17 protein-coding genes and 2 pseudogenes are annotated in these 16,847 nt (G+C 67.3%); 8 read left to right on the top strand and 11 right to left on the bottom strand.

What is annotated here, in order from left to right:
- The first annotated feature begins 179 nt into the window (after positions 1 to 179).
- Positions 180 to 515 (top strand): ComEA family DNA-binding protein, encoded by a 336-nt coding sequence (locus tag ACH4G3_RS41180; protein WP_397629284.1) that lies wholly within the window; start codon positions 180 to 182, stop codon positions 513 to 515.
- A 715-nt stretch (positions 516 to 1,230) separates the two neighbouring features.
- Positions 1,231 to 1,767 carry a SixA phosphatase family protein gene (locus ACH4G3_RS41190; RefSeq protein ID WP_397629286.1) on the top strand — a complete coding sequence of 179 codons (537 nt, stop codon included), beginning with the start codon at positions 1,231 to 1,233 and terminating at the stop codon, positions 1,765 to 1,767.
- A 546-nt stretch (positions 1,768 to 2,313) separates the two neighbouring features.
- On the opposite strand, the pseudogene ACH4G3_RS41195 reads toward ACH4G3_RS41190, so the two are convergent.
- Both ACH4G3_RS41195 and ACH4G3_RS41200 read right to left on the bottom strand, forming a co-directional pair.
- Positions 2,314 to 2,580: pseudogene (locus ACH4G3_RS41195) on the bottom strand (helix-turn-helix domain-containing protein); the annotation flags it as partial.
- A gap of 118 nt (positions 2,581 to 2,698) precedes the next feature.
- The gene (locus ACH4G3_RS41200) at positions 2,699 to 3,466 is read right to left on the bottom strand and encodes a transposase (RefSeq protein ID WP_397629287.1); all 768 of its coding nucleotides are present in this window, start codon (positions 3,464 to 3,466) and stop codon (positions 2,699 to 2,701) included.
- Between the two features lie 99 nt (positions 3,467 to 3,565).
- Between ACH4G3_RS41200 and ACH4G3_RS41205 the strand changes: the two genes are divergently transcribed.
- Complete coding sequence (locus ACH4G3_RS41205) at positions 3,566 to 3,979, top strand: hypothetical protein (RefSeq protein WP_397629288.1); 414 nt, start codon at positions 3,566 to 3,568, stop codon at positions 3,977 to 3,979.
- Between the two features lie 251 nt (positions 3,980 to 4,230).
- Positions 4,231 to 4,434 (top strand): hypothetical protein, encoded by a 204-nt coding sequence (locus ACH4G3_RS41210; RefSeq protein ID WP_397629289.1) that lies wholly within the window; start codon positions 4,231 to 4,233, stop codon positions 4,432 to 4,434.
- A 414-nt stretch (positions 4,435 to 4,848) separates the two neighbouring features.
- Here ACH4G3_RS41210 and ACH4G3_RS41215 read toward each other — a convergent pair whose 3' ends face one another.
- The 3 genes and pseudogenes from ACH4G3_RS41215 to ACH4G3_RS41225 all read right to left on the bottom strand — a co-directional run.
- Complete coding sequence (locus ACH4G3_RS41215) at positions 4,849 to 6,282, bottom strand: pentapeptide repeat-containing protein (RefSeq protein ID WP_397629290.1); 1,434 nt, start codon at positions 6,280 to 6,282, stop codon at positions 4,849 to 4,851.
- 113 nt (positions 6,283 to 6,395) lie between these two features.
- Positions 6,396 to 6,950, bottom strand: a complete 555-nt coding sequence (locus tag ACH4G3_RS41220; RefSeq protein WP_397629339.1) for a helicase associated domain-containing protein — start codon at positions 6,948 to 6,950, stop codon at positions 6,396 to 6,398.
- 32 nt (positions 6,951 to 6,982) lie between these two features.
- Positions 6,983 to 7,516, bottom strand: a pseudogene (locus ACH4G3_RS41225) (helicase associated domain-containing protein); the annotation flags it as partial.
- Positions 7,517 to 7,727: 211 nt separating this feature from the next.
- Here ACH4G3_RS41225 and ACH4G3_RS41230 point away from each other — a divergent pair.
- The 3 genes from ACH4G3_RS41230 to ACH4G3_RS41240 all read left to right on the top strand — a co-directional run bounded on the left by ACH4G3_RS41230 (position 7,728) and on the right by ACH4G3_RS41240 (position 9,298).
- Positions 7,728 to 8,255: a hypothetical protein gene (locus ACH4G3_RS41230; RefSeq protein WP_397629291.1), complete on the top strand. Its 528-nt coding sequence runs from the start codon at positions 7,728 to 7,730 to the stop codon at positions 8,253 to 8,255.
- Positions 8,204 to 8,683, top strand: a complete 480-nt coding sequence (locus tag ACH4G3_RS41235; protein WP_397629292.1) for a hypothetical protein — start codon at positions 8,204 to 8,206, stop codon at positions 8,681 to 8,683. The genes ACH4G3_RS41230 and ACH4G3_RS41235 overlap by 52 nt, the downstream gene beginning before the upstream one ends.
- A gap of 342 nt (positions 8,684 to 9,025) precedes the next feature.
- On the top strand, positions 9,026 to 9,298 hold the full coding sequence (locus ACH4G3_RS41240; RefSeq protein ID WP_397629293.1) for a hypothetical protein: 273 nt from the start codon (positions 9,026 to 9,028) through the stop codon (positions 9,296 to 9,298).
- 219 nt (positions 9,299 to 9,517) lie between these two features.
- On the opposite strand, the gene ACH4G3_RS41245 is transcribed toward ACH4G3_RS41240, so the two are convergent.
- The 4 genes from ACH4G3_RS41245 to ACH4G3_RS41260 form a co-directional block, all read right to left on the bottom strand.
- Complete coding sequence (locus tag ACH4G3_RS41245; protein ID WP_397629294.1) at positions 9,518 to 10,285, bottom strand: hypothetical protein; 768 nt, start codon at positions 10,283 to 10,285, stop codon at positions 9,518 to 9,520.
- 23 nt (positions 10,286 to 10,308) lie between these two features.
- The gene (locus ACH4G3_RS41250; protein ID WP_397629295.1) at positions 10,309 to 10,650 is read right to left on the bottom strand and encodes a hypothetical protein; all 342 of its coding nucleotides are present in this window, start codon (positions 10,648 to 10,650) and stop codon (positions 10,309 to 10,311) included.
- 191 nt (positions 10,651 to 10,841) lie between these two features.
- Positions 10,842 to 12,596 carry a hypothetical protein gene (locus tag ACH4G3_RS41255; RefSeq protein ID WP_397629296.1) on the bottom strand — a complete coding sequence of 585 codons (1,755 nt, stop codon included), beginning with the start codon at positions 12,594 to 12,596 and terminating at the stop codon, positions 10,842 to 10,844.
- A 288-nt stretch (positions 12,597 to 12,884) separates the two neighbouring features.
- A complete protein-coding gene (locus ACH4G3_RS41260) occupies positions 12,885 to 13,112 on the bottom strand; it encodes a hypothetical protein (RefSeq protein ID WP_397629297.1) in 228 nt (75 codons plus the stop codon).
- On the opposite strand from ACH4G3_RS41260, the gene ACH4G3_RS41265 reads away from it, so the two are divergent.
- Positions 13,111 to 13,380 (top strand): hypothetical protein, encoded by a 270-nt coding sequence (locus ACH4G3_RS41265; protein ID WP_397629298.1) that lies wholly within the window; start codon positions 13,111 to 13,113, stop codon positions 13,378 to 13,380. The two genes, ACH4G3_RS41260 and ACH4G3_RS41265, sit on opposite strands and share 2 nt — an antisense overlap.
- Before the next feature lie 770 nt (positions 13,381 to 14,150).
- On the opposite strand, the gene ACH4G3_RS41270 is transcribed toward ACH4G3_RS41265, so the two are convergent.
- Both ACH4G3_RS41270 and ACH4G3_RS41275 read right to left on the bottom strand, forming a co-directional pair.
- Positions 14,151 to 15,203 (bottom strand): hypothetical protein, encoded by a 1,053-nt coding sequence (locus ACH4G3_RS41270; RefSeq protein ID WP_397629299.1) that lies wholly within the window; start codon positions 15,201 to 15,203, stop codon positions 14,151 to 14,153.
- A 248-nt stretch (positions 15,204 to 15,451) separates the two neighbouring features.
- Positions 15,452 to 16,585 (bottom strand): pentapeptide repeat-containing protein, encoded by a 1,134-nt coding sequence (locus ACH4G3_RS41275; RefSeq protein ID WP_397629300.1) that lies wholly within the window; start codon positions 16,583 to 16,585, stop codon positions 15,452 to 15,454.
- Positions 16,586 to 16,847 lie beyond the last annotated feature (262 nt).

Consider the following 16,847-nt stretch of genomic DNA (forward strand, 5'->3'; position numbering starts at 1 on the left):
ATGGGAACGACGCGACGACATCCACGAAGCCTTCCTTGGCCTCGCCACCTGCCTGATCACCTACCGCCACGTCCAACGCCTTTGTTAGGACCTCTAAGCCAGGTTACGGAGACCGCACCGAGGCCAAGGCAGCCCCTGCGTGGGTGCCCCCTGGCCGGGCAGTACGACGCCCGGGCGGTGTGGACCCGGCGATCGGTGAAGCCCTCGAACGTCGGCACCGCCGGGCCGAAGCACGACGGATCCTGGAACGTGACCCGGCCCTTGCACGGGAGCTGCGGATCGGCCGACCGGACCTCCCACGGCAGTTCGATGACGGAGGCCTGGTCGACGTAAATCACGTACCGGCCACGATTCTCGCCACCCTTCCTGGCTTTACGCCGGAACTGGCCGACCAGGTTGTCCGGGCCCGCGACGAACACCAAGGCTTCACTTTCGTCCAGGAACTCGAGGCCTACGCCAACCTGCCGGAGGGGCTCACAGACGAACTCACTGAGCGGTTGCTCTTCCTCCGGTAAAACACGGATTCTCTGGCGAGTTCTGCATCTGCTACCCGGCGAGTCGGGCCTTACTTCAATGAGCGTCTTGGAGTCGATGCGGTGCTCGGGCTTGAGTTCCCTGGGTACCCCCAGTGGGTGGTGTCCGTCGAGTACGTGGTTGTCAGTGGCTCCATGAGCGTCTTGGAGTCGATGCGGTGAGAGCCCGTGGGCCGCGGTGGTCCGCGAATGCCGTGAGGAGCTGGGTATCGAGGCCGTGGCGTCACCGATCACCGGCGAGCTTCCCCTCTTCCTCACCGTTACCCGGACCCGGGGGGACAGCCTGAACACACCGACGTCTCGCTCTGGCACCTTCTCAATGCCGACGCTGACACCGCCACCTCCTACGACCGCGGGGAGTTCCAAGCAATCCGGTGGTTGACCGAAGAGCAAGTGCTCGAAGAGCCGGTTGGGCTCTTCGACCCTCATATGCACCGCTTCACGGGTAAACTGCGGCACGCTCGCACCAGTAGGCGCGGGGGATGGCCTCCTCCGGTTATCCCCCGCTGCTGCGCGACTCGGCCACGCCAGGGACCGACACCAGCACAGCTCACGTCCGATCCCCATGGGGTGTCGTGACCGCGAGGGTGAGGAGTAATGGGCTGGGTCGCTTCAGTCGCTCGGTAAGAACTCGGCCGCCTGAGGCCCACCTCCGACCGAGACGAACGGCCGCTGGGGCCGTGCTCCCGCTGCGGAGGTGACCTTCTCCTTCAGTGGAACGGCCCGTGGGGGCCGCCGCGTAGTGATCTTCCGCCATGCGAAGGACGACCGGAGCGCCGAAGCAGACCACGACCGTCCGCTCGCGGACAGCGGTCGCAAGGACGCGCCCGTCGCCGGCCGCTGGCTTGCAGGCTCCGGCATCGCCCCGGACCTGGCTTTGTGCTCAACGGCTGCACGCTGCCGCGAAACCTGGAAGCTCGCGGTTCCCGAGCTACCGCAGCGGCCCAGGACTGTGTACGAGGACCGCCTGTACGAAGCGTCGATCGGGGAACTGATCGCCGTCCTGCACGAGATCTCTGACGAGGTCAACGACCTGGTACTCATCGGGCACAACCCAGGCACGCACGGTCTCGCTGATGCCCTCGCAGGCGAGGCGGAGGGGGACCTCCTGCCGCGAATGAACCGCAGCGGCTTTCCCCCCTCCGCGATGGCCGTACTCGCATTCAACGGCTCCTGGCGGGCCCTCGAGCACGGCGTGGGGCGACTGGTTGCCTTCTGGGCTCCGCATGCCTAGTTGAGCGCCGCCTGCCGACGTGTCAAGCCGCTGCCTCGGTGGCTGGGTACCGAAGACCTTCCCGCCGCACCCGGCCCGCAGGCGGCTCATCTTCCGGCCCCGCCTCCGCCCTATTCCTCATGGGAGACCGCTAGACATGCCCGACCTCCTGTTCCGGTCACCCGAAGAGATCGAAGCCGCCCGTGCGCCCGCCGGCGGGCTGGACGCGTGACCAGTTCGCCGCCTGGGGCGTTCCGTGGCCCCCGCCCAAGGGATAGAAGGAGGAGCTGACCGAGCTCTGCCCCCAGCCCAGCTCCGGCCGACTTCGCACAGGAGATGCTCGACTTCGGCTGCCCCGACGACAGCGGGGCCGGACAGGATCACCTTGTCCGGCCCCGCTGGTCGTTCCCGGCTGCTCACCGGCTGAGGCGGATGCTCGGCCCCCACGCGAACTCGAGGTCGTCCAGCAGGACGTCCTCCAGCGACTAGGCCGGCCACCCCTCCCCCTGTTGGAGTCACGCGGGCTCACTGTTACAACCTGTTTGTGATCGAAAACTTCATGCGCCGCGGTCTGCCCACGCTCGCCCTCGCCGCGCCGTCGCCACGACGAAAGTCTTCGTCGTCAGTGCTGGGCAGGCGGGGACGACCTCCCGCCCACTGAGAGTCCAGACAGGCCAGGCCTATCTCGTTGAACCGATGGATGACGTTTCGGACGGTGTACTCGTCGGCTTGGACCAGCTGCGCAATCACCGGCACCCGGTTCCCGCCGACCGAGGCCAGCAGCATCATCGCCCGCCGGTAGCGCACCGAACTTGTGCCACCGCGCCTCCAGATCGGACGTCACCGTATATCCAACCGCCACGACCACCAACCCGGCGAACCTACGCGGTCAGAGCACTAAGCGTTGTCCCGTAATTGATCACGGTCGTGCTTACTGACCCGCCTGCTCGGTTCAGCCGGTGATGGTGAGGTTGTGGAGGCGAGCGACGCCGAGCATGGCGTGGTGAACGCCGTTGCCTTTCAAGCGGCAGTCGCGGAGGATCTTCCAGCTCTTCATCCGGGCGAAGGCGTGCTCGACGCGGGCCCTGACCTTGCGGTGCGAGGCGTTGTGTTCCTCTTTCCCACTCGGCAGTTCGGCCCGGCCAGGGTCACGGCGGTGAGGGATGATCAGACCAGTGCCCCGGTAGCCGCCGTCAGCGATCACGGTGGTCCGGCCGATGGCGTCCTTCGTTCCGGATAGCTCCCATGCCTTGCAGTCGTTGCGGTTGCCCGGGACCGGTCGGCCGACGACGACCAGACGGGTGTCGGCATCGATGACGACCTGGTGGTTGGTGGAGTACCTGTAGTTTTTCGACTGCTCGGCGATCGTGTGGTCCCGGGTGGGGACCAGGGTGCCGTCGCCGATCAGCACCGTGTCCTTTCGGAACCTCGTGCGAGGCCGCAGGGCGAGCAATGGCCCAAGGTGGGCGATGATCCGGTCCGCGGCGGACTTGGAGACCCCGAACAACGGGGCCAACTGCCGCAGGGTGAGGTTCGTCCGCCAGTACGCGGCCACCAGCAGGATTCTGTCTTCCAGCGGCAGGCCCCAGGGCCGGCCTCTGCTCACCGGGTCGGCGCCCTCCCGCCGCAACGCGGTCACGAGCTTCGTGAACTGTCGTGGGCTCAGCCCGGTGAACGGGGCTATCCAGGAGGGTTCCGACGCAGTGATCACACCAGCCACGGCGAGATCGTCTCACCTTGATCATGGTCCGGGGCCCGCAACCTCTGGGCGGGAAATATCTCGATCGCCCGGACGGCTTCCGCGTGAGATCCTCCGCCCGTGGCTACGGAGACCGAGGTGGGAGAGCTGTTGCACCAGCGCGGCTGGCGGACGGCATTTACGGTCACTGAAAGGGTGAACGCGTGGGCCGCCCTGGTGCGCGTCATCGAGCGCGGCTACAGCGACGACATCTACGAGTACACCAACGACCTCTACTGGCGAAACTGGCTGCACGAGGCATGGCTCCTGCTGGACGAACACATCGTCCAGCTCTGGACCCCGCGGATCAGAGCTCTGGACGACCGGTACAGGGCCGCGACCGTCGACGACGACGGCCAAGCGCTCGACCAGTTCCACCGACTGCCCGGCCCCGACCTGTGGTGGTGGCGGCGACACCCGCGCATCCTCACCGGAGACCTCGGGCGTTCGCTCCGCTCGGCCGGTGCCATCGGCACCGACCCTGACGCAGCATGAACCTCAGCCTCATGGGGTTACGGGACAACTCTTAGGTGGCTTTGTTCACGAGTCGTGACAGCGGTTGTTCACGGGTTTGGGAGGCGGCCCGATCTGCCCAGGGTCGATGTTCACGAGGACGGGAAGCCCCCGCGGCCGGCCGCCTCCCCCGTGCGGGGGAGGCGGCCGCGACCTTCGGACGATCCCCGGACACCGGATCGGCGGCGACGATCGACGCACATGCCATCACACGTCAAGATCGGAGCATCATCGTGCTGAAGTGGACCCTGCGCGGTGCCGCCATTCTCGCCATCACCGCCGCGATCGCTACCCCGGTCGCTGCGCCCGTCCCCGAAGCCGCCGTCGCCACACCGGCTGCCGCCGTCGTCGCGCCCGCGTCTGGCCCCGACGCCCCGGGGGCCAAGCGCGCCTCCGCCGTCAAGGTAACGGCGAGGTTGGATCACCTCGTCGCCTAGTTCCAGAGGCAGCCGCCGGTCCTGGTGGAAGGCACCGAGCGAAACGAAGACGAAGGACCTGGAGGAGCGGGGCGACGGCCGCCCTCTGCCCGCCAGGGAGGCCAGGCGCTGTCGGAACTTGCGAACATCTTGCTCTGGCCCGACACCTCAGTGCCTCCCGACCGGTGTCGCAGTGCTGCTCCTTCTCGTGTACGAAGCCATGCTAGGCCCCTGTTGCCGGTTGCGGGCCGGCTCCGGTCAGTTGGCCGCGCACCTCTCAGTGGTGGTTCGTGTCGTTTGTGTTCGGCTCGGGCCGCCTGGTGCAGCCTTCCACACGGCCACGCCGCCGCCCACTCCCCCCCGAGCTCCGCCAGCTGCTGGAGCTGGTCGGGGGTTGACGCGCCTACCAGTAGGCCACGCTGCCCTGTGGGGTAGCTACCAGTTGGGAGGCAGGAACAGCCCAGCCGGCCGAGGGTGCCCGCTTGGCGGAACCAGGCCAGTCGGCGCCGAGCCGATGGATTGAGAGAAGTCGACCAAGCCGCCGGTGAACCTCGCCCCACCGAGGTTGACGGTGCTGCCTGAGAACCTCACCTCGCGGAAGTAGACGGAGCCACTAGAGAACGTTGCTCCTCGGAAGTCGACGGTGCCGCCTGAGAGCGTTGCTCCTCGGAAGTAGACCGTGCCGCCGGAGAACCTCGCCTCGCTGAAGTAGACCGTGCCGCCGGAGAACATCGCTTCGCTAAAGATGACGGTGCCGTCGGAGAACGTCGCCCCGCTGAAGTAGACCGTGCCGTCGGAGAACGTTGCCCTGCGATAGTCGACGGTGCCGTCGGAGCACGTCGCCCAGCGGAAGTCGACGGTGCCGCCGCTGAACCTTGCCTGGCTGAAGTAGATCGTGCCGCCGGTGAACCTTGCTCCTCGGAAGTCGACGGTGCCGCTGGTGAACCTTGCTCCGCTGAAGAAGACCGTGCCGTCGGAGAATGTCGCCCCGTGGAAGTCGACGGTGCCGCCGGAGAACTTAGCCACGCTGAAGTCTGTCCTGCCGCCGGAGAATGTCGCCCCGTGGAAGTCGACGGTGCCGCCGGAGAATTTCGCCTCGACGAAGTCGATGGTGCTGTCGGAGAACTCTGCCCCGCTGAAGTCTGTCCTGCCGCCAGAGAACCTTGCCCCCCGGAAGCTAACCCTGCTGCCGGAGAACGTCGCCTTGGAGAGGTCACCACCGTCGAACGTGACTTCTGTGAGGTCGAAGTCGTGGCCCTGCCAGGAGTGCGGGTGCTCGGGTTCCAGACGGAGGTGGTCTCGGATGAGCCGGATGACGGTGTGTCGGACTTCCCGCAGAGCCAAGTAGGTGTGCCGGGCTTCCGCGTCACCTGCTGGCAGGTCAGTCTCTGCGGTGTATGGCAGGCGGAGGTAGGCGCACAGGACGTCGATGCAAGTTTGGCGGAGTTCTCGGGTGGGGGCGTCGTCGGCGAGTCCGGCCAGGGCGTGCACGCCGCCGAGTCGGACCGCGGCGGAGTCGTCGCCGAGTTGGGATACAGCCGTCGTGAAGCGCTCGGTGTGCAGGCGCGTCGCTTCCCGCAGGGCGCCGTCCTCGTCGACCCGCTGGCGTCGGTAGGCAACGATCAGGGCAACTAGAGCGCCGGCTCCAGCCACGACACCGAAGGAGAGCTTCACCAGGTCGAAGAGCGTCTTGGAGTCGATGCGGTGCTCGGGCTTGAGCTCCCGGGCGCCGAGCAGGTCCCACCCAGTGAAGAACACGCCGACGGCGACGGCGATTGCAGTGACGAAGGCCAGGGGCAGGACGATCCAGACGTGCCATAGGCGCAGGCCGCGTCGTTCAGCCCGGAGCCGGGGCATGGAGAGTCTCACGGTCAATAGGACAGGCTGGCACCTGTTGCCGGTTGCGCCCCATTCGGTCGCAGTGGGGGTTCGTGTTGTCTGTGTCCGGGCACGGACCCTCGCGACCAGCCTCCCATGCGGCTCTATGCCGCTGCCCACTCAAGTCCGAGGTCGGCCAGCTGCTGGAGCTTGTCGGCGCTCAGCTTGGCGCGCCTGGTCTTGCTGTTGCTCAGAAACACCCCGAGCCGGACCTCTGTGCCATCTGACAGGACTTCGATGTGGGAGCGGCTGATGGGCCCTACGGAGCCCGTACGGGCCTTGTACTGTGTCAGGGCCGCGATGCCCCGCTCAAAGGCCCCAGAGCCGCCTTTGCGAGCCTTCGCAGGCGTCTCCTGCTCCGGTGGCAGCGGCGTGATGCCGAGCTGCTCCAGGCGCTCGCGCTGCCCGTCCATGAGCCCAGTCCACACTGTGTGCTGACGGTTCCTCTGGACAAATCGTCCGACGTCCATCCCGTGCACGGTGACGCCGGGTAGGACGTCGGTCTGGTCCTCGTCGCGCAGCAGTTCCCGTAGCGCGGCGTAGTGGCGTTGCCAGTCCGTCGGCCATGCGGGGTGCCAGTGCTCGTCGACGGCCTCCAGCGCTGCCTTCCACTCGGGTGGCCGTCGAGTGCGCCGGCGCGGCGGAGGTTGGACAGCCATTGCCCCACCGGCCTGTCAAGCGCTGTCGCTGACCTCGGCGCGCAGAGCGTCCAGTGCTGCTCGTAGTACGCGCGGGCGGCTTCCAGGTTTTCCTGGAACCGTTCGTCCGCGAGTGACCAGATCATGCCGAGTTTTTCCAGTCGCCGTGCGCGCTGGCCGCTCATCTGCCCGGCCTGGTAGGCGCGTCGCTGTTCTGCCACCCACTGTCCAAGGGGGTAGGGGCCGGGGGGCTCCTTGTGGCCGTAGGGGACGCGGGCGTGGCCTTCGCGTTCGGTGAACCGTTTGAGGGCTGCCCAGCCGCGTGCCCAGTCCTGCCGTTCGGTGTCGATCACGTTGAAGTTCACCCAGTTCGCGACCATCACCGGGTCACGGGGAGCGGCGAAGCGGAGCAACAGGCGGGATTCTTCCTCTCCTTCCTCGGGGGGCGGACCGATGAACGTGGACGGCTGCGCGACGTCCTTTTGCGGTTCCTGGGGGATCGCGAGCAATTCCACGGCCTCTTCATCGTGAGCTCGCAGCCCCTCAAGTACTTTCACCAAAGGACGATACGACCCCGAGGTGAACATTTCCTCGGGCCGTTCTTCGGGCTGGAGAAATACGGGCACGATCAAAGAAGCGACCTTTCCCTGTCCAGGCTTCTGACGAAGCGCCCGGCCGATGGCCTGCACGATGTGACTCACCGACCGGCTGGAGGAGATCGGTGGCGACGCCCGGGTGCGCAGCCCGTTCGGATGGATCACCCGGCGGGGCCTGGTTCAGCGGCCGGCCTGCTCGGACATGCGCTGCGACGACGGGATCCGGCTGGATACCGGCGGCGACTGCGCCAACTGCGGCAACGTGATCCACATCCGCCGTGCCCGCCGCGTGCGGATCGCGGCCGACATCGACCGGGAGCTGCCCGGCATCGGCCAGGGGGAGCGCCGCCAGGTCCTCGAGGACCGGCTGCGCGAACACGCCGCAGCGGAGGCGGAGGACTTCGTGTGGCGCCGTGAGCAGGCGCTGGCGGAGCAGGCACGGCGGGATGAGGCCCGTGCGGCTGCCCGGAAGCGGGCGGAGCGCGAGCGCCAGGCCGAGGCTGCCGCCGAAGCGGTGCGGCAGGCGCTGCCGTGCGAGGGCTGCGGTCAGCAGCGGTCAGCCGGGCTGTGCGAGACGTGCGGTCTCCGGCGCCGGACCGAGGCGGCGATCACGGAGGCCGGTCTGGTCGCGGCGACCTGGGCGGCCGAAACCTGGACGACGCCGCCGACGTTGCCGCGGTGGCCGCGCACGTCCGCGCGACGCTGGAAGCCGACATCGACACCGCCCTGAAGCAGTTCCTGGAGCTGATGGAGCCGGGCGAGCTAGAGGCGGACCCGGTCGCGGCGGCGTCCGTACTGGCTTTCAACGCCCTCCAGATCGTGCAGCAGGCCCTGCAGGAGTGCCGCAGCAGCGCCCTCGGGCGGCTGGGCAGCACTCCGGAGGCCGACGAGGAAGCCCGCCGGGCGTACAAGACCGAGCAGAACCGCAGGTGGTTCCGCGCGAACCCGAACGGCGCGGACGCGGTTGCCGCCGCGACGAAGGCCGCCGACGCCGCCCGAGAGCGCACTGCCAAGTACCTGCTCACGCTACGGCTGGAGCAGCTGCGCCGGATGGCGGAGCGCACAGAGACGGCCGCACCCGCCCCGTGGTCGGCCCGGCTGACGGAGCTCGCGGCCCGGCCCCTCGATGGCGAGACGGCCGAGGCGGTGATCGCGTGAGCAGCGAGGTGAGCGGGGTTGACCTCGCGCGCCAGGCCCTGGCCGCGGCCCGGGAGGCGGCGAAGAAGAACGGGGGCCGCCGCCAGAGAAGCCGAAGCGGTCTGGGACACAGGTGGTGCGAGCGACGGCTGCGAGCCGCTCGGGCTCGGCACTGCGATTCAACTGGAACCCCTGAGGATGCCCCCGGTCTGCAGGCTGGAGAGGAATCGGGACCCCTGCGGAGCAGAGAGGAGGAAGAGGTTTCACCACCCTGGGCGAAAGACCGTCCGTCCCGAGGCGGGGTGAGATCGCCCGCAATGATTAAGAGCTCTCAACTGTCAGTCCTCCCCGGTAGGTTCGTATATGACGACGGACACCCAGGACGAGACGGCCGCGCACGCGCGGTACACGTTCCGGTTGCGGGTGTCTGCCGGCGCGGCGCGTGCGAACATCGCCCAGGCGGTGGAGCGGCAGACCGCCGCGATGCGGGAGCTGTCCCGCCGCGCGTTTCCGGAGTCCGACACCGTTGCAGACGATGCGCCCGCCATGATCGAGCAGGCCCACGTCCGGCGCCGCCGCCCTGCGCCGGGCACGAGAGGAGAAGGCCGGTCGCCAGCCCCGCTCAGTTCAAGGTGACAGCAGGGCCAGCTAGTGCTCTGACCGCATAGATTCGCCGGGTTCGTGGTCGTGGCGGTTGGATGTGCGGTGAGGTCCGATCCGATCGCTGGAGGTGCGGTGGCTGAGCCTGTCCGCGTGCGCAGACTGACCGACCAGGAGTGGCAGCGGCTGCATGCCGACTCCGGGTCGGAACGGCGCGCCCGCAGGGGTTTTCCGCCGGTTTGGTGAGGTCGAGGTCTAGGACGACTTCCCGCCCTCACCGCAGTGAGAGGCCTTCTTCGCCGTCGGTGGCGGCCCTGCACCCAACCATCCCGTATCGATCTCCCACGGGCCAGCTTCGGCGGGTGATAGGAGGTGGCTCTGCAGGCGAACCCATTTGTTGCCGTAGCGATCGGTGAAGGCGAGACGCTGGTTGTTGATGATCCGCCAGGCGTCCGCCAAGCCCCAGACCTTTTCGTCGCCATCCTTCCTGTACCTCATAGTCGATGGATTGTAAATGAGTTCGGTACATGGCGGGATGGCGCGCAGCCACTCCTTGAACACGATCACCTCGCCCCATGATCCGTCTCGGGCAGAAGCCTGGAGCGTGAAGTTGGCGACAACCTCGTTCACAGGATCAGGTGACCTGTTCATGATGTGCAGCGTGTGTCCCCCGCTGTAGCCCTCAACCCAAAGCGTGACAAGGGACGCATGCGACCGCGACTCCCTGGCAGCTTCCTGCCGTGACTGCTCAAGCTGGTCCTGGGCGGTCTCAGCTCCGTAGTAAGTTGCGACTCCCGTAAAGATCACACTTCCAATGCCGCCGAGGACCGTGGCGACTGCGCCGATGGTGACCCAGGGAACGCGCCGCCACCAACTCGTCTGTGCATCCTGCGGCTCCGGCTCGCGCAGCGGCTCTGGCTGCGGCTCGGGGGACTCCTCCCGAACACGCGCTCGCACCCTGCCCGACGCAGTGCGCCGTCGGGCAAGCCGTAGCCGAACCTGCCGCTGTTGCCCGCTGGTCATCCGTCCCCCTTGTGTCATCAGAGTCACAGACGCTGACACAGCACGCCTGGCTCCCCCGGTTCACTTGCAGCTGCGGTGGCCGTACGCTGCCGCCCCCGCCCGAACTGGCCGGCCTGCGTCGCGGTCGACAGCGGCGCGTGCATGATGGCGCCCTGATTGACCTCGGGGATGAGGCCGTACAGGATGCACGATGCGTCGATGCGGCCGGGACTGTCGGAGTCGGTCGGCTGCCACGTCGCCCACTCGTTTTCCAGGTCGACGAACGCTCCGCACAGCTGGACCTGGTCCTCTCCCATCTGCTGGACGACCGGCTTGGCGCGCAAGAGTTTGCCTTGTTTGGCGTTGATCGGGTCGACGCTCGGCATGAGCGGACTACCCCCGCGCAGGCGGGGGCGACCGGGAAAGGCGTACCCGGCCGGGAAGCCCGAGGGGACTCCCCCCGCCCGCAGGCGGGGACGATCGCCCGCCGATATCGCACCGAACTCGCGCTGCCCCGGGGTCGTCAATGCGTCGAAGTTGAGAGCTGGCCAGGCGGTGCGGCAGAGCGCCGCGAGGATCAAGGTGCCTCAACTTTCGCGGGCGTGTGGTCCAGGGAGTTGAGGAACTCTCCGAAGGTGATCTTCTCTTTGTCGTAGTCGAAGATCATGGCGGCGGCGAGGGCCGCCCACCTTTCGGTGCTGCGCCCGCAGTGGTCCAGCAGGATCTTCACGGCAATCTCGGGTTCGTGGCGGGAGAGGATCTCGTCGGCGGGGATCTGGAGCAGGTGCTCCAGGGTGTGGTGGCGGGAGGCGACGACAGCCCGGTAGACCTCGGAGCGGGAGAAGTGCTCATCGGCGGCGGGGGAGTCGAGCCAGGACTGCAGGACGGCCACCGGGTCGGGGTGCTGGTCGAGTTCGTCGTCGCTGAGTAGCCGCAGCACACCGTCGTCTTCGTCCCCGGCGGCCGGGACGGCGGCTGCCGCGTGGAGGAACCAGTCGGGGCCTTCGACGCTCTCGGCGATCCAGGCCAGCTCGGCGGGGTGCAGCACGTTCAGGGCGTCGTTGACGGCGCTGTGCGGGGTGTGCGGGTTGGCTGCGAGGGCGGCCAGGGCCTGGACCCGGCGGTGCTCGGAGTGGCGTTCCAGCAGGCGGGCCGGGCGGTCGTGGTCGGGGTCGCTGTTGTCGAGGATGCGGATCAGGGTCCGGCTTGGCGTGGGGGAGACGACGGCCGGCGGATCCAGCAAGGCGAGCTGAGCGCAGGCGCCGGTGAGGTGGTCGGGGTTGGCGCTGAGGAGGGCCAGGTCTTCGGCGAGGCTCAGGACGCGTCCGTCAGAACCGTGGTCGTCGGCTTGCTTGTCGGGCGGGCTGAGGAGCTGGCCGCGGGTGATGAGTGCGTCGGTGGCCGCGTGCAGCTGCTCGGCGGCGAGGTCGGCCAGGAGCGGGTTCTTGTGGACGCGGTGAGCAATGTGGTGCAGGGTCCGGCGTGCCGTCACCTGCGGGTTGGGCAGATCGGCCAGCTCGGGAACGCACAGGGCCGGGAGGCAGGCCCGCAGCAGGTCCTCGCTGAGGGCGGGGTCCGGGTCTTCGGCGGGGGGTTCTTCGCCGGGCGGGTACGCGCTGGCGGCGTGGAGCCGGGCGTCTTCCGCAGCGCGGATCTCCGCCTGGTCCAGCAGCAGGTGCTGGACAGCCGCCCCGAACGTGGGATGGGCGACGAGCTCCGCCCACCGCTCGGGACACCTGGCCAGCATCGCCCAGGCACTGTTGTCGCCCAGTTCCAGCGACCAGTCCTTCGAGAACGCGGACACGGCGTCCCAGCCCTCTTCAGGATCCGGGTGGAGCAGGTACGCGGCGAGCGGAGTGAGGCAGGCTTCCAGGACGGCGTCGAACAGTGCCTGCGGCAGGGGCGGGGCCGGCTCGGTCTCGGCGGTGCGGGTGTAGCGGTCGAGATCCCAGTCCCGGACGACGTGCTCCACCTCGTGACCGGGGAGGCGGGGCAGGAGAGCGATCGCCGCTTCGACCTGGTCGGGGCGTCGTGCGAGACCGGCGACCAGTCCGGCCCAGACCCGGCGGGTGCGCAGGATGGCGGGCAGGTCGGCGGTGGTCACCGTGCCGTCGGCCGCCAGGGCGGCCAGCATCTTCTCGTCGGCCTGCACCAGGAGCCGGTTCCGCAGCCGCTTGGCAGAGGTCCGGGCCAACAGCGCAGGCAATGCCGCCTTGAGGGCCTCCTCTCGCCACCGGTCGGCTGGGAGGTCGATGCCGTCGGGGCTGATCGCCGGAGCGCACAGAACTTCGACCACCGTCTTGAGGGCTTCCTTGGGGAGGTCCTCGCTCATCGCAAGATCCCGCCACAGCGGGTACGTACGGGCATTTACCATCCTCGATTCCTCCCATCCCTGACCCGGCGTCACAGCCCGGTCGCCATCCGTGGAACGACCGTATGGCGCGCCCGGGCCCGAGCGGGGCGCGATCCACGAAGTCGACTCCTTGCGCGGCCCTCAGCTGCCGCTACGCCCAGCAGGCGTCAACCCCGCTGACGCTGCCGGCGCCATCACCCGCGCCCGCTTCAAGAGGAGATGAACCGGCGCACAACCGGCCCGAGCGGTGACCGGGCCGGCCGTCCGTCAGTGGTGCCGCCAATACTGGTGAACCTGCTGTACATCAGCTTTGAGGACGTCGCGTAGGTCGTCGTCGCCCGCGGGCACGTCCAGACCGAGCGCGGCGGCGACTTTGCGGTAGGACGTCGCCATGTCCGGGTCTCCCGCGGCGACCAGGCTGGACAGTAGGGCTTGGTCGGCGGGTGTCGCCTGGTCGACGAGGGTCAGGACCTGGACGCGGTCGGCGAGCGTCATGTTCGGAGACGGCCTTTTCAAGGTCGGCGAAGACGCGTTGCTGGTAGCCCTCGTGTCCGGTGAGCCAGGCGCGTGCTTCGTCGAGGGCTTGCTGTGCTTGGGTGCGGGCCGGGCCAGTCAGTGTTTCGAGGAAGGGGCCGCTGCCGGCGTACAGGCGGCGTACGTGTTCGACAGTGCCGGAGCGCTGGGCTGCCTCGAGGCCGCGGATGAACCGGATGACGTTCTCTGGCAGGGCTCCCGTGCCCTCTGCTGCCACGCCGACCTGTGAAGGTCCGGTCGTAGGGGGGTGCTGTCGCAGAATCTCGGTGGCGGCCGGGGTGATCAGGCCGTCGTCGGTCCAGGAGCAGTCGGCGAGGGGGACCCATTTGGTGGGGTGGGCCAGGCTTTGGGTGCCGATCCACACTTGGCGGCTGGCGCCGTCGCTCTCACACCGCACCCGGTACACATAGGGACAGCGGGAGAGCACCCCGGGTTCCGGCACCACGCCGGGTCCGAGAACAGGTATGCGGCCGTCGTCCCAGTCGGGCGGCACCGCGCCGTCCATATGGACACGCAGGAGGACGCCGTCCTGCAGGTCTACGTCCAGCAACGAGCCGATCGGCTGCGGGAAAGCGAAGGAGCCGGTTCTGCCGTGCTCCAGCAGGGACCGGGTCATCGCCGACTTCACATACAGGTGGTCGGCGCTGGACTCGCCGACCTTCGGCCTCCGGCAGGCGTGTGGGGCGCCGTTGGCCTTCGGAAAGTGTTGGAAGTGACGGACCTTCCCTGTTGAATCAGCGTGTTGAAGCCGATCAGGGGGCGGTTCAGGGGACTGGCGTGTGTTCTGGGTGCCACGCGACACGGTTCGAGGTGGGATGTCACCTCATCCCGTTCCCGACCAGGAAACGGTCCAGGGGCAGACTGAGCGCCTCCACAACGAGCGGCGTAGCAAAATGCATGGGCCGGGCGACAGGCACCGAACTGTCATGCCGAGGTCTGGTGCGCTCGGTTCGCCGGGCGGGGTTCGGCAGCCCCCTGTCGCCGACCCTCGTGGCGTGTTCAACCATCGTGGCCGCCAGCGGACGAGGCACCGTTCTCGCTTTCTGCAAGTCGGAAACGAGATAGGTCGCGGGCAAGTCGGATGACCTGACCGATGGTTAGCGAGTCGGGCGTGCCGGTGTAACTAACGTTCTGTGTACCCAGGGTGAGTTCGTCGTCGGTGACGGCCATCTCCAGGCCGATATTGACCCCCTCCCTAGTGTCCGGGACAAGCCTGACTAGAGTGACACCTTGCCGTCCTTCGGTTGCGAGCCAATCCAGCTCGTCAGGCAACGGCAGTGTGTCACAGACGATCAGAATGTGGGGAAGCTGCCGTGAACCGTCTCTACTAAAAGGCGGTCGGTCACCTACTGCTGCTACAAGCCGAGTGAAGCTAACCGCGTCGTCGGCAAAGGCGGTTGTGTTTGACGGGGTCTGATGGCCAGGAAGACGCTGCGCGTGCGGCAGGTAGTCGATCCATTCCCATTCGTGGGACTGTTGCACGGGCCCGTAAATCATCAATCGGAGGTCGTCAGGCCCGTGAAATGTCACCGCCTGCCCAACGATGCTTCGCACGAGGTTGCGAATACTTTGTTCGTCAGTGCCGCACACGTGGATGTGGTGAAACGCCTTGAGGCTGACGGCCATGGGCATCTCTGCCATGGTTCCGTACTCGTAAACGAGTGAGGCCAGACCGTCAACACACACAGCATCGGCCCCTGCTGGAATAGTTGGAGATTCCAGATCCGTGGCGAGCCGTTGCTCTCCGGATCCCACTCGTACTTGTAGGAAATCGGGGTCATCGGCTGTTCTCTCCCACAACTGACTGCGGCGAGACACGACGGAACGCAACTCCGATGGCTCTGGGTTCAACCACAGCTGGGCTTCTCGTTGCTTCAAGGCTGTTCGATGCAGCTGGCGGCGTACGTCGGTAAGGTAGCGGAGATAGGCCCGCCGTTGTTGCGTCGCATGGGTCACCTCCCCGGCCGAGCCGCGTACCGAAGCAAAGCAGGTGACGGCGATACCCACCCCTAGGGTTACGAACCCGACTGCCCTTCCCATGCTGCTGTCCACGAAGAGGAGCAGGAGGCAGGAGGATGCTATGCCTGGGGAAGTTAAGAGGGCCGACGACAGCCACCTATGGCGCCAAGTGCGGTCCGTGTGGACGGGAGGCGGCCGGAGTGGCACGGGATCGGTAGGGACGGGTGCGGGAAGGAACCGCGGCTGACGGACGAAGGCTTGAGTGGGCGACGGGGCTCCGGAGAAGGTGCTGGAGGGATCCGGATCAGGATCCGTAGTTGCGATGCTCAATCAATTCTCCGTCATGTGATCACGATGCCGCTGCCAGCACCGTTGGTCGGGCCGAGGTCGTCCAGAAGATGCGCGAGACCCGCCGGCAAACGAGTTCTCTGGCCCAGTACCGCAGAGCGCAATTGCTCGAGGGTGAGTGAACGAGCAAGCCTCAGGTCTGCGGCGACGAGGATGGTGCCCGACAGATCGGCACCGTACAGGTCTGCCCCCGACAGGTCTGCGCCCGTGAGGTCGGCTCGCCCAAGGCGCGCGTTGATCAAGGTAGCGTTTCGCAGATCCGCCCCGTCCAGACGCGCTCCGTCAAGCCGGGCGGAGAAGAGATCAGCTCCGCGAAGGGAGACGGACGATGCCCAGGCGTCCTCGAGCCGTGCGGAAGACAACAAGCAGTCGCTAAACGCTGCACCCTTCATCTCGGCCCCTCGCAAGTCAGCGCGTGGGAGGCGCGCCGCAGTCAGATCGGCCCGTTCAAGGCGAGCGCCGCGCAAATCTGTGTCTTCGAGTTCGGCTTCGCGTAGGAAGGATCGGCGCAGGTCAGCGCCTCGCAAGAGCGATCGGCTGATCTCTCCGCCTTCGAATGCCAGGCCGTCTAGCTCAGCGCCCCTCAGGTCAGCCTCCGAGAGTTCGACGCGAGTCCTGCGGCCGAGCGAACCGAGCACCGTCAACGCCGCGTGGACGTCAGGCTCCGATCTCGGCGGTTGAGAGGTCCGATTCGGTCTCTCGGAGCCCCGAGCCTGCCCGCCCGGTGCTGGCTCGGCTATCGGACAGCGACGTACGACAAACGACGAGAGTACTTGTGCAATCGAGGCGACGTCGTGCCGAGAATCCCGGGCTAGTCTCTCCAGGGCGAACACGCCGCCAAGGCGTGCATCCAGGTTGTCGCTGCTCAGCTGGCTGACCGCACCCGCGTATCGATCCGTGACCTGGCTCTGGCGCGACAGTACGTATCCCCTGCCCGTGTAGACGAGCCCCCCGAGAACGGCGAGCCCAGCGGCGGTCTGAAGCACCGTGCCACGAACGGTGTTGAGATGCACGAGGCGTTCGGCTGGCTTCAACTGCTTCGCCTCCGGATCAGCAAGCTGATGCGGAATCCATTGCAAGAGTAGGAATCCGAGAGCAACGGAGACGGCCAGCACCGTGATCAACATAAGTGCCGGTCGTAAGTGCCTACCACCACGCATCATCACGTGGGCTCCTCCCCAGGGCTCAGTGACGAGCAACCTATCGATGCGCCAGAGCTCCAGCAAACGTTGACCTCCTAAGCGCAGACGGCCGCGATGCCTCCTGTCCGAAGCGCAGAACCTCGACTTTAGCCATCCGGTGGTAGAGCGGACTGCCAGCGCCACCGAAGTCGTTTCATTCATCTCTCGGTGGCCTACGGCACAGGGTGCGAACACTGCCGTTCTGGCC

It is taken from the genome of Streptomyces afghaniensis, from assembly GCF_044327915.1.
GTDB classification, from domain to species: domain Bacteria; phylum Actinomycetota; class Actinomycetes; order Streptomycetales; family Streptomycetaceae; genus Streptomyces; species Streptomyces afghaniensis.

What these genes read in the sequence shown, in the direction of transcription:
- ACH4G3_RS41220 (WP_397629339.1), bottom strand. Translation starts at nt 6,950, where the DNA reads ATGGCTGTCCAACCTCCGCCGCGCCGGCGCACTCGACGGCCACCCGAG.
- ACH4G3_RS41230 (WP_397629291.1), top strand. Translation starts at nt 7,728, where the DNA reads ATGCGCTGCGACGACGGGATCCGGCTGGATACCGGCGGCGACTGCGCC.
- ACH4G3_RS41240 (WP_397629293.1), top strand. Translation starts at nt 9,026, where the DNA reads ATGACGACGGACACCCAGGACGAGACGGCCGCGCACGCGCGGTACACG.
- ACH4G3_RS41245 (WP_397629294.1), bottom strand. Translation starts at nt 10,285, where the DNA reads ATGACCAGCGGGCAACAGCGGCAGGTTCGGCTACGGCTTGCCCGACGG.
- ACH4G3_RS41250 (WP_397629295.1), bottom strand. Translation starts at nt 10,650, where the DNA reads ATGCCGAGCGTCGACCCGATCAACGCCAAACAAGGCAAACTCTTGCGC.
- ACH4G3_RS41255 (WP_397629296.1), bottom strand. Translation starts at nt 12,596, where the DNA reads ATGAGCGAGGACCTCCCCAAGGAAGCCCTCAAGACGGTGGTCGAAGTT.
- ACH4G3_RS41265 (WP_397629298.1), top strand. Translation starts at nt 13,111, where the DNA reads ATGTTCGGAGACGGCCTTTTCAAGGTCGGCGAAGACGCGTTGCTGGTA.
- ACH4G3_RS41260 (WP_397629297.1), bottom strand. Translation starts at nt 13,112, where the DNA reads ATGACGCTCGCCGACCGCGTCCAGGTCCTGACCCTCGTCGACCAGGCG.
- ACH4G3_RS41275 (WP_397629300.1), bottom strand. Translation starts at nt 16,585, where the DNA reads ATGTTGATCACGGTGCTGGCCGTCTCCGTTGCTCTCGGATTCCTACTC.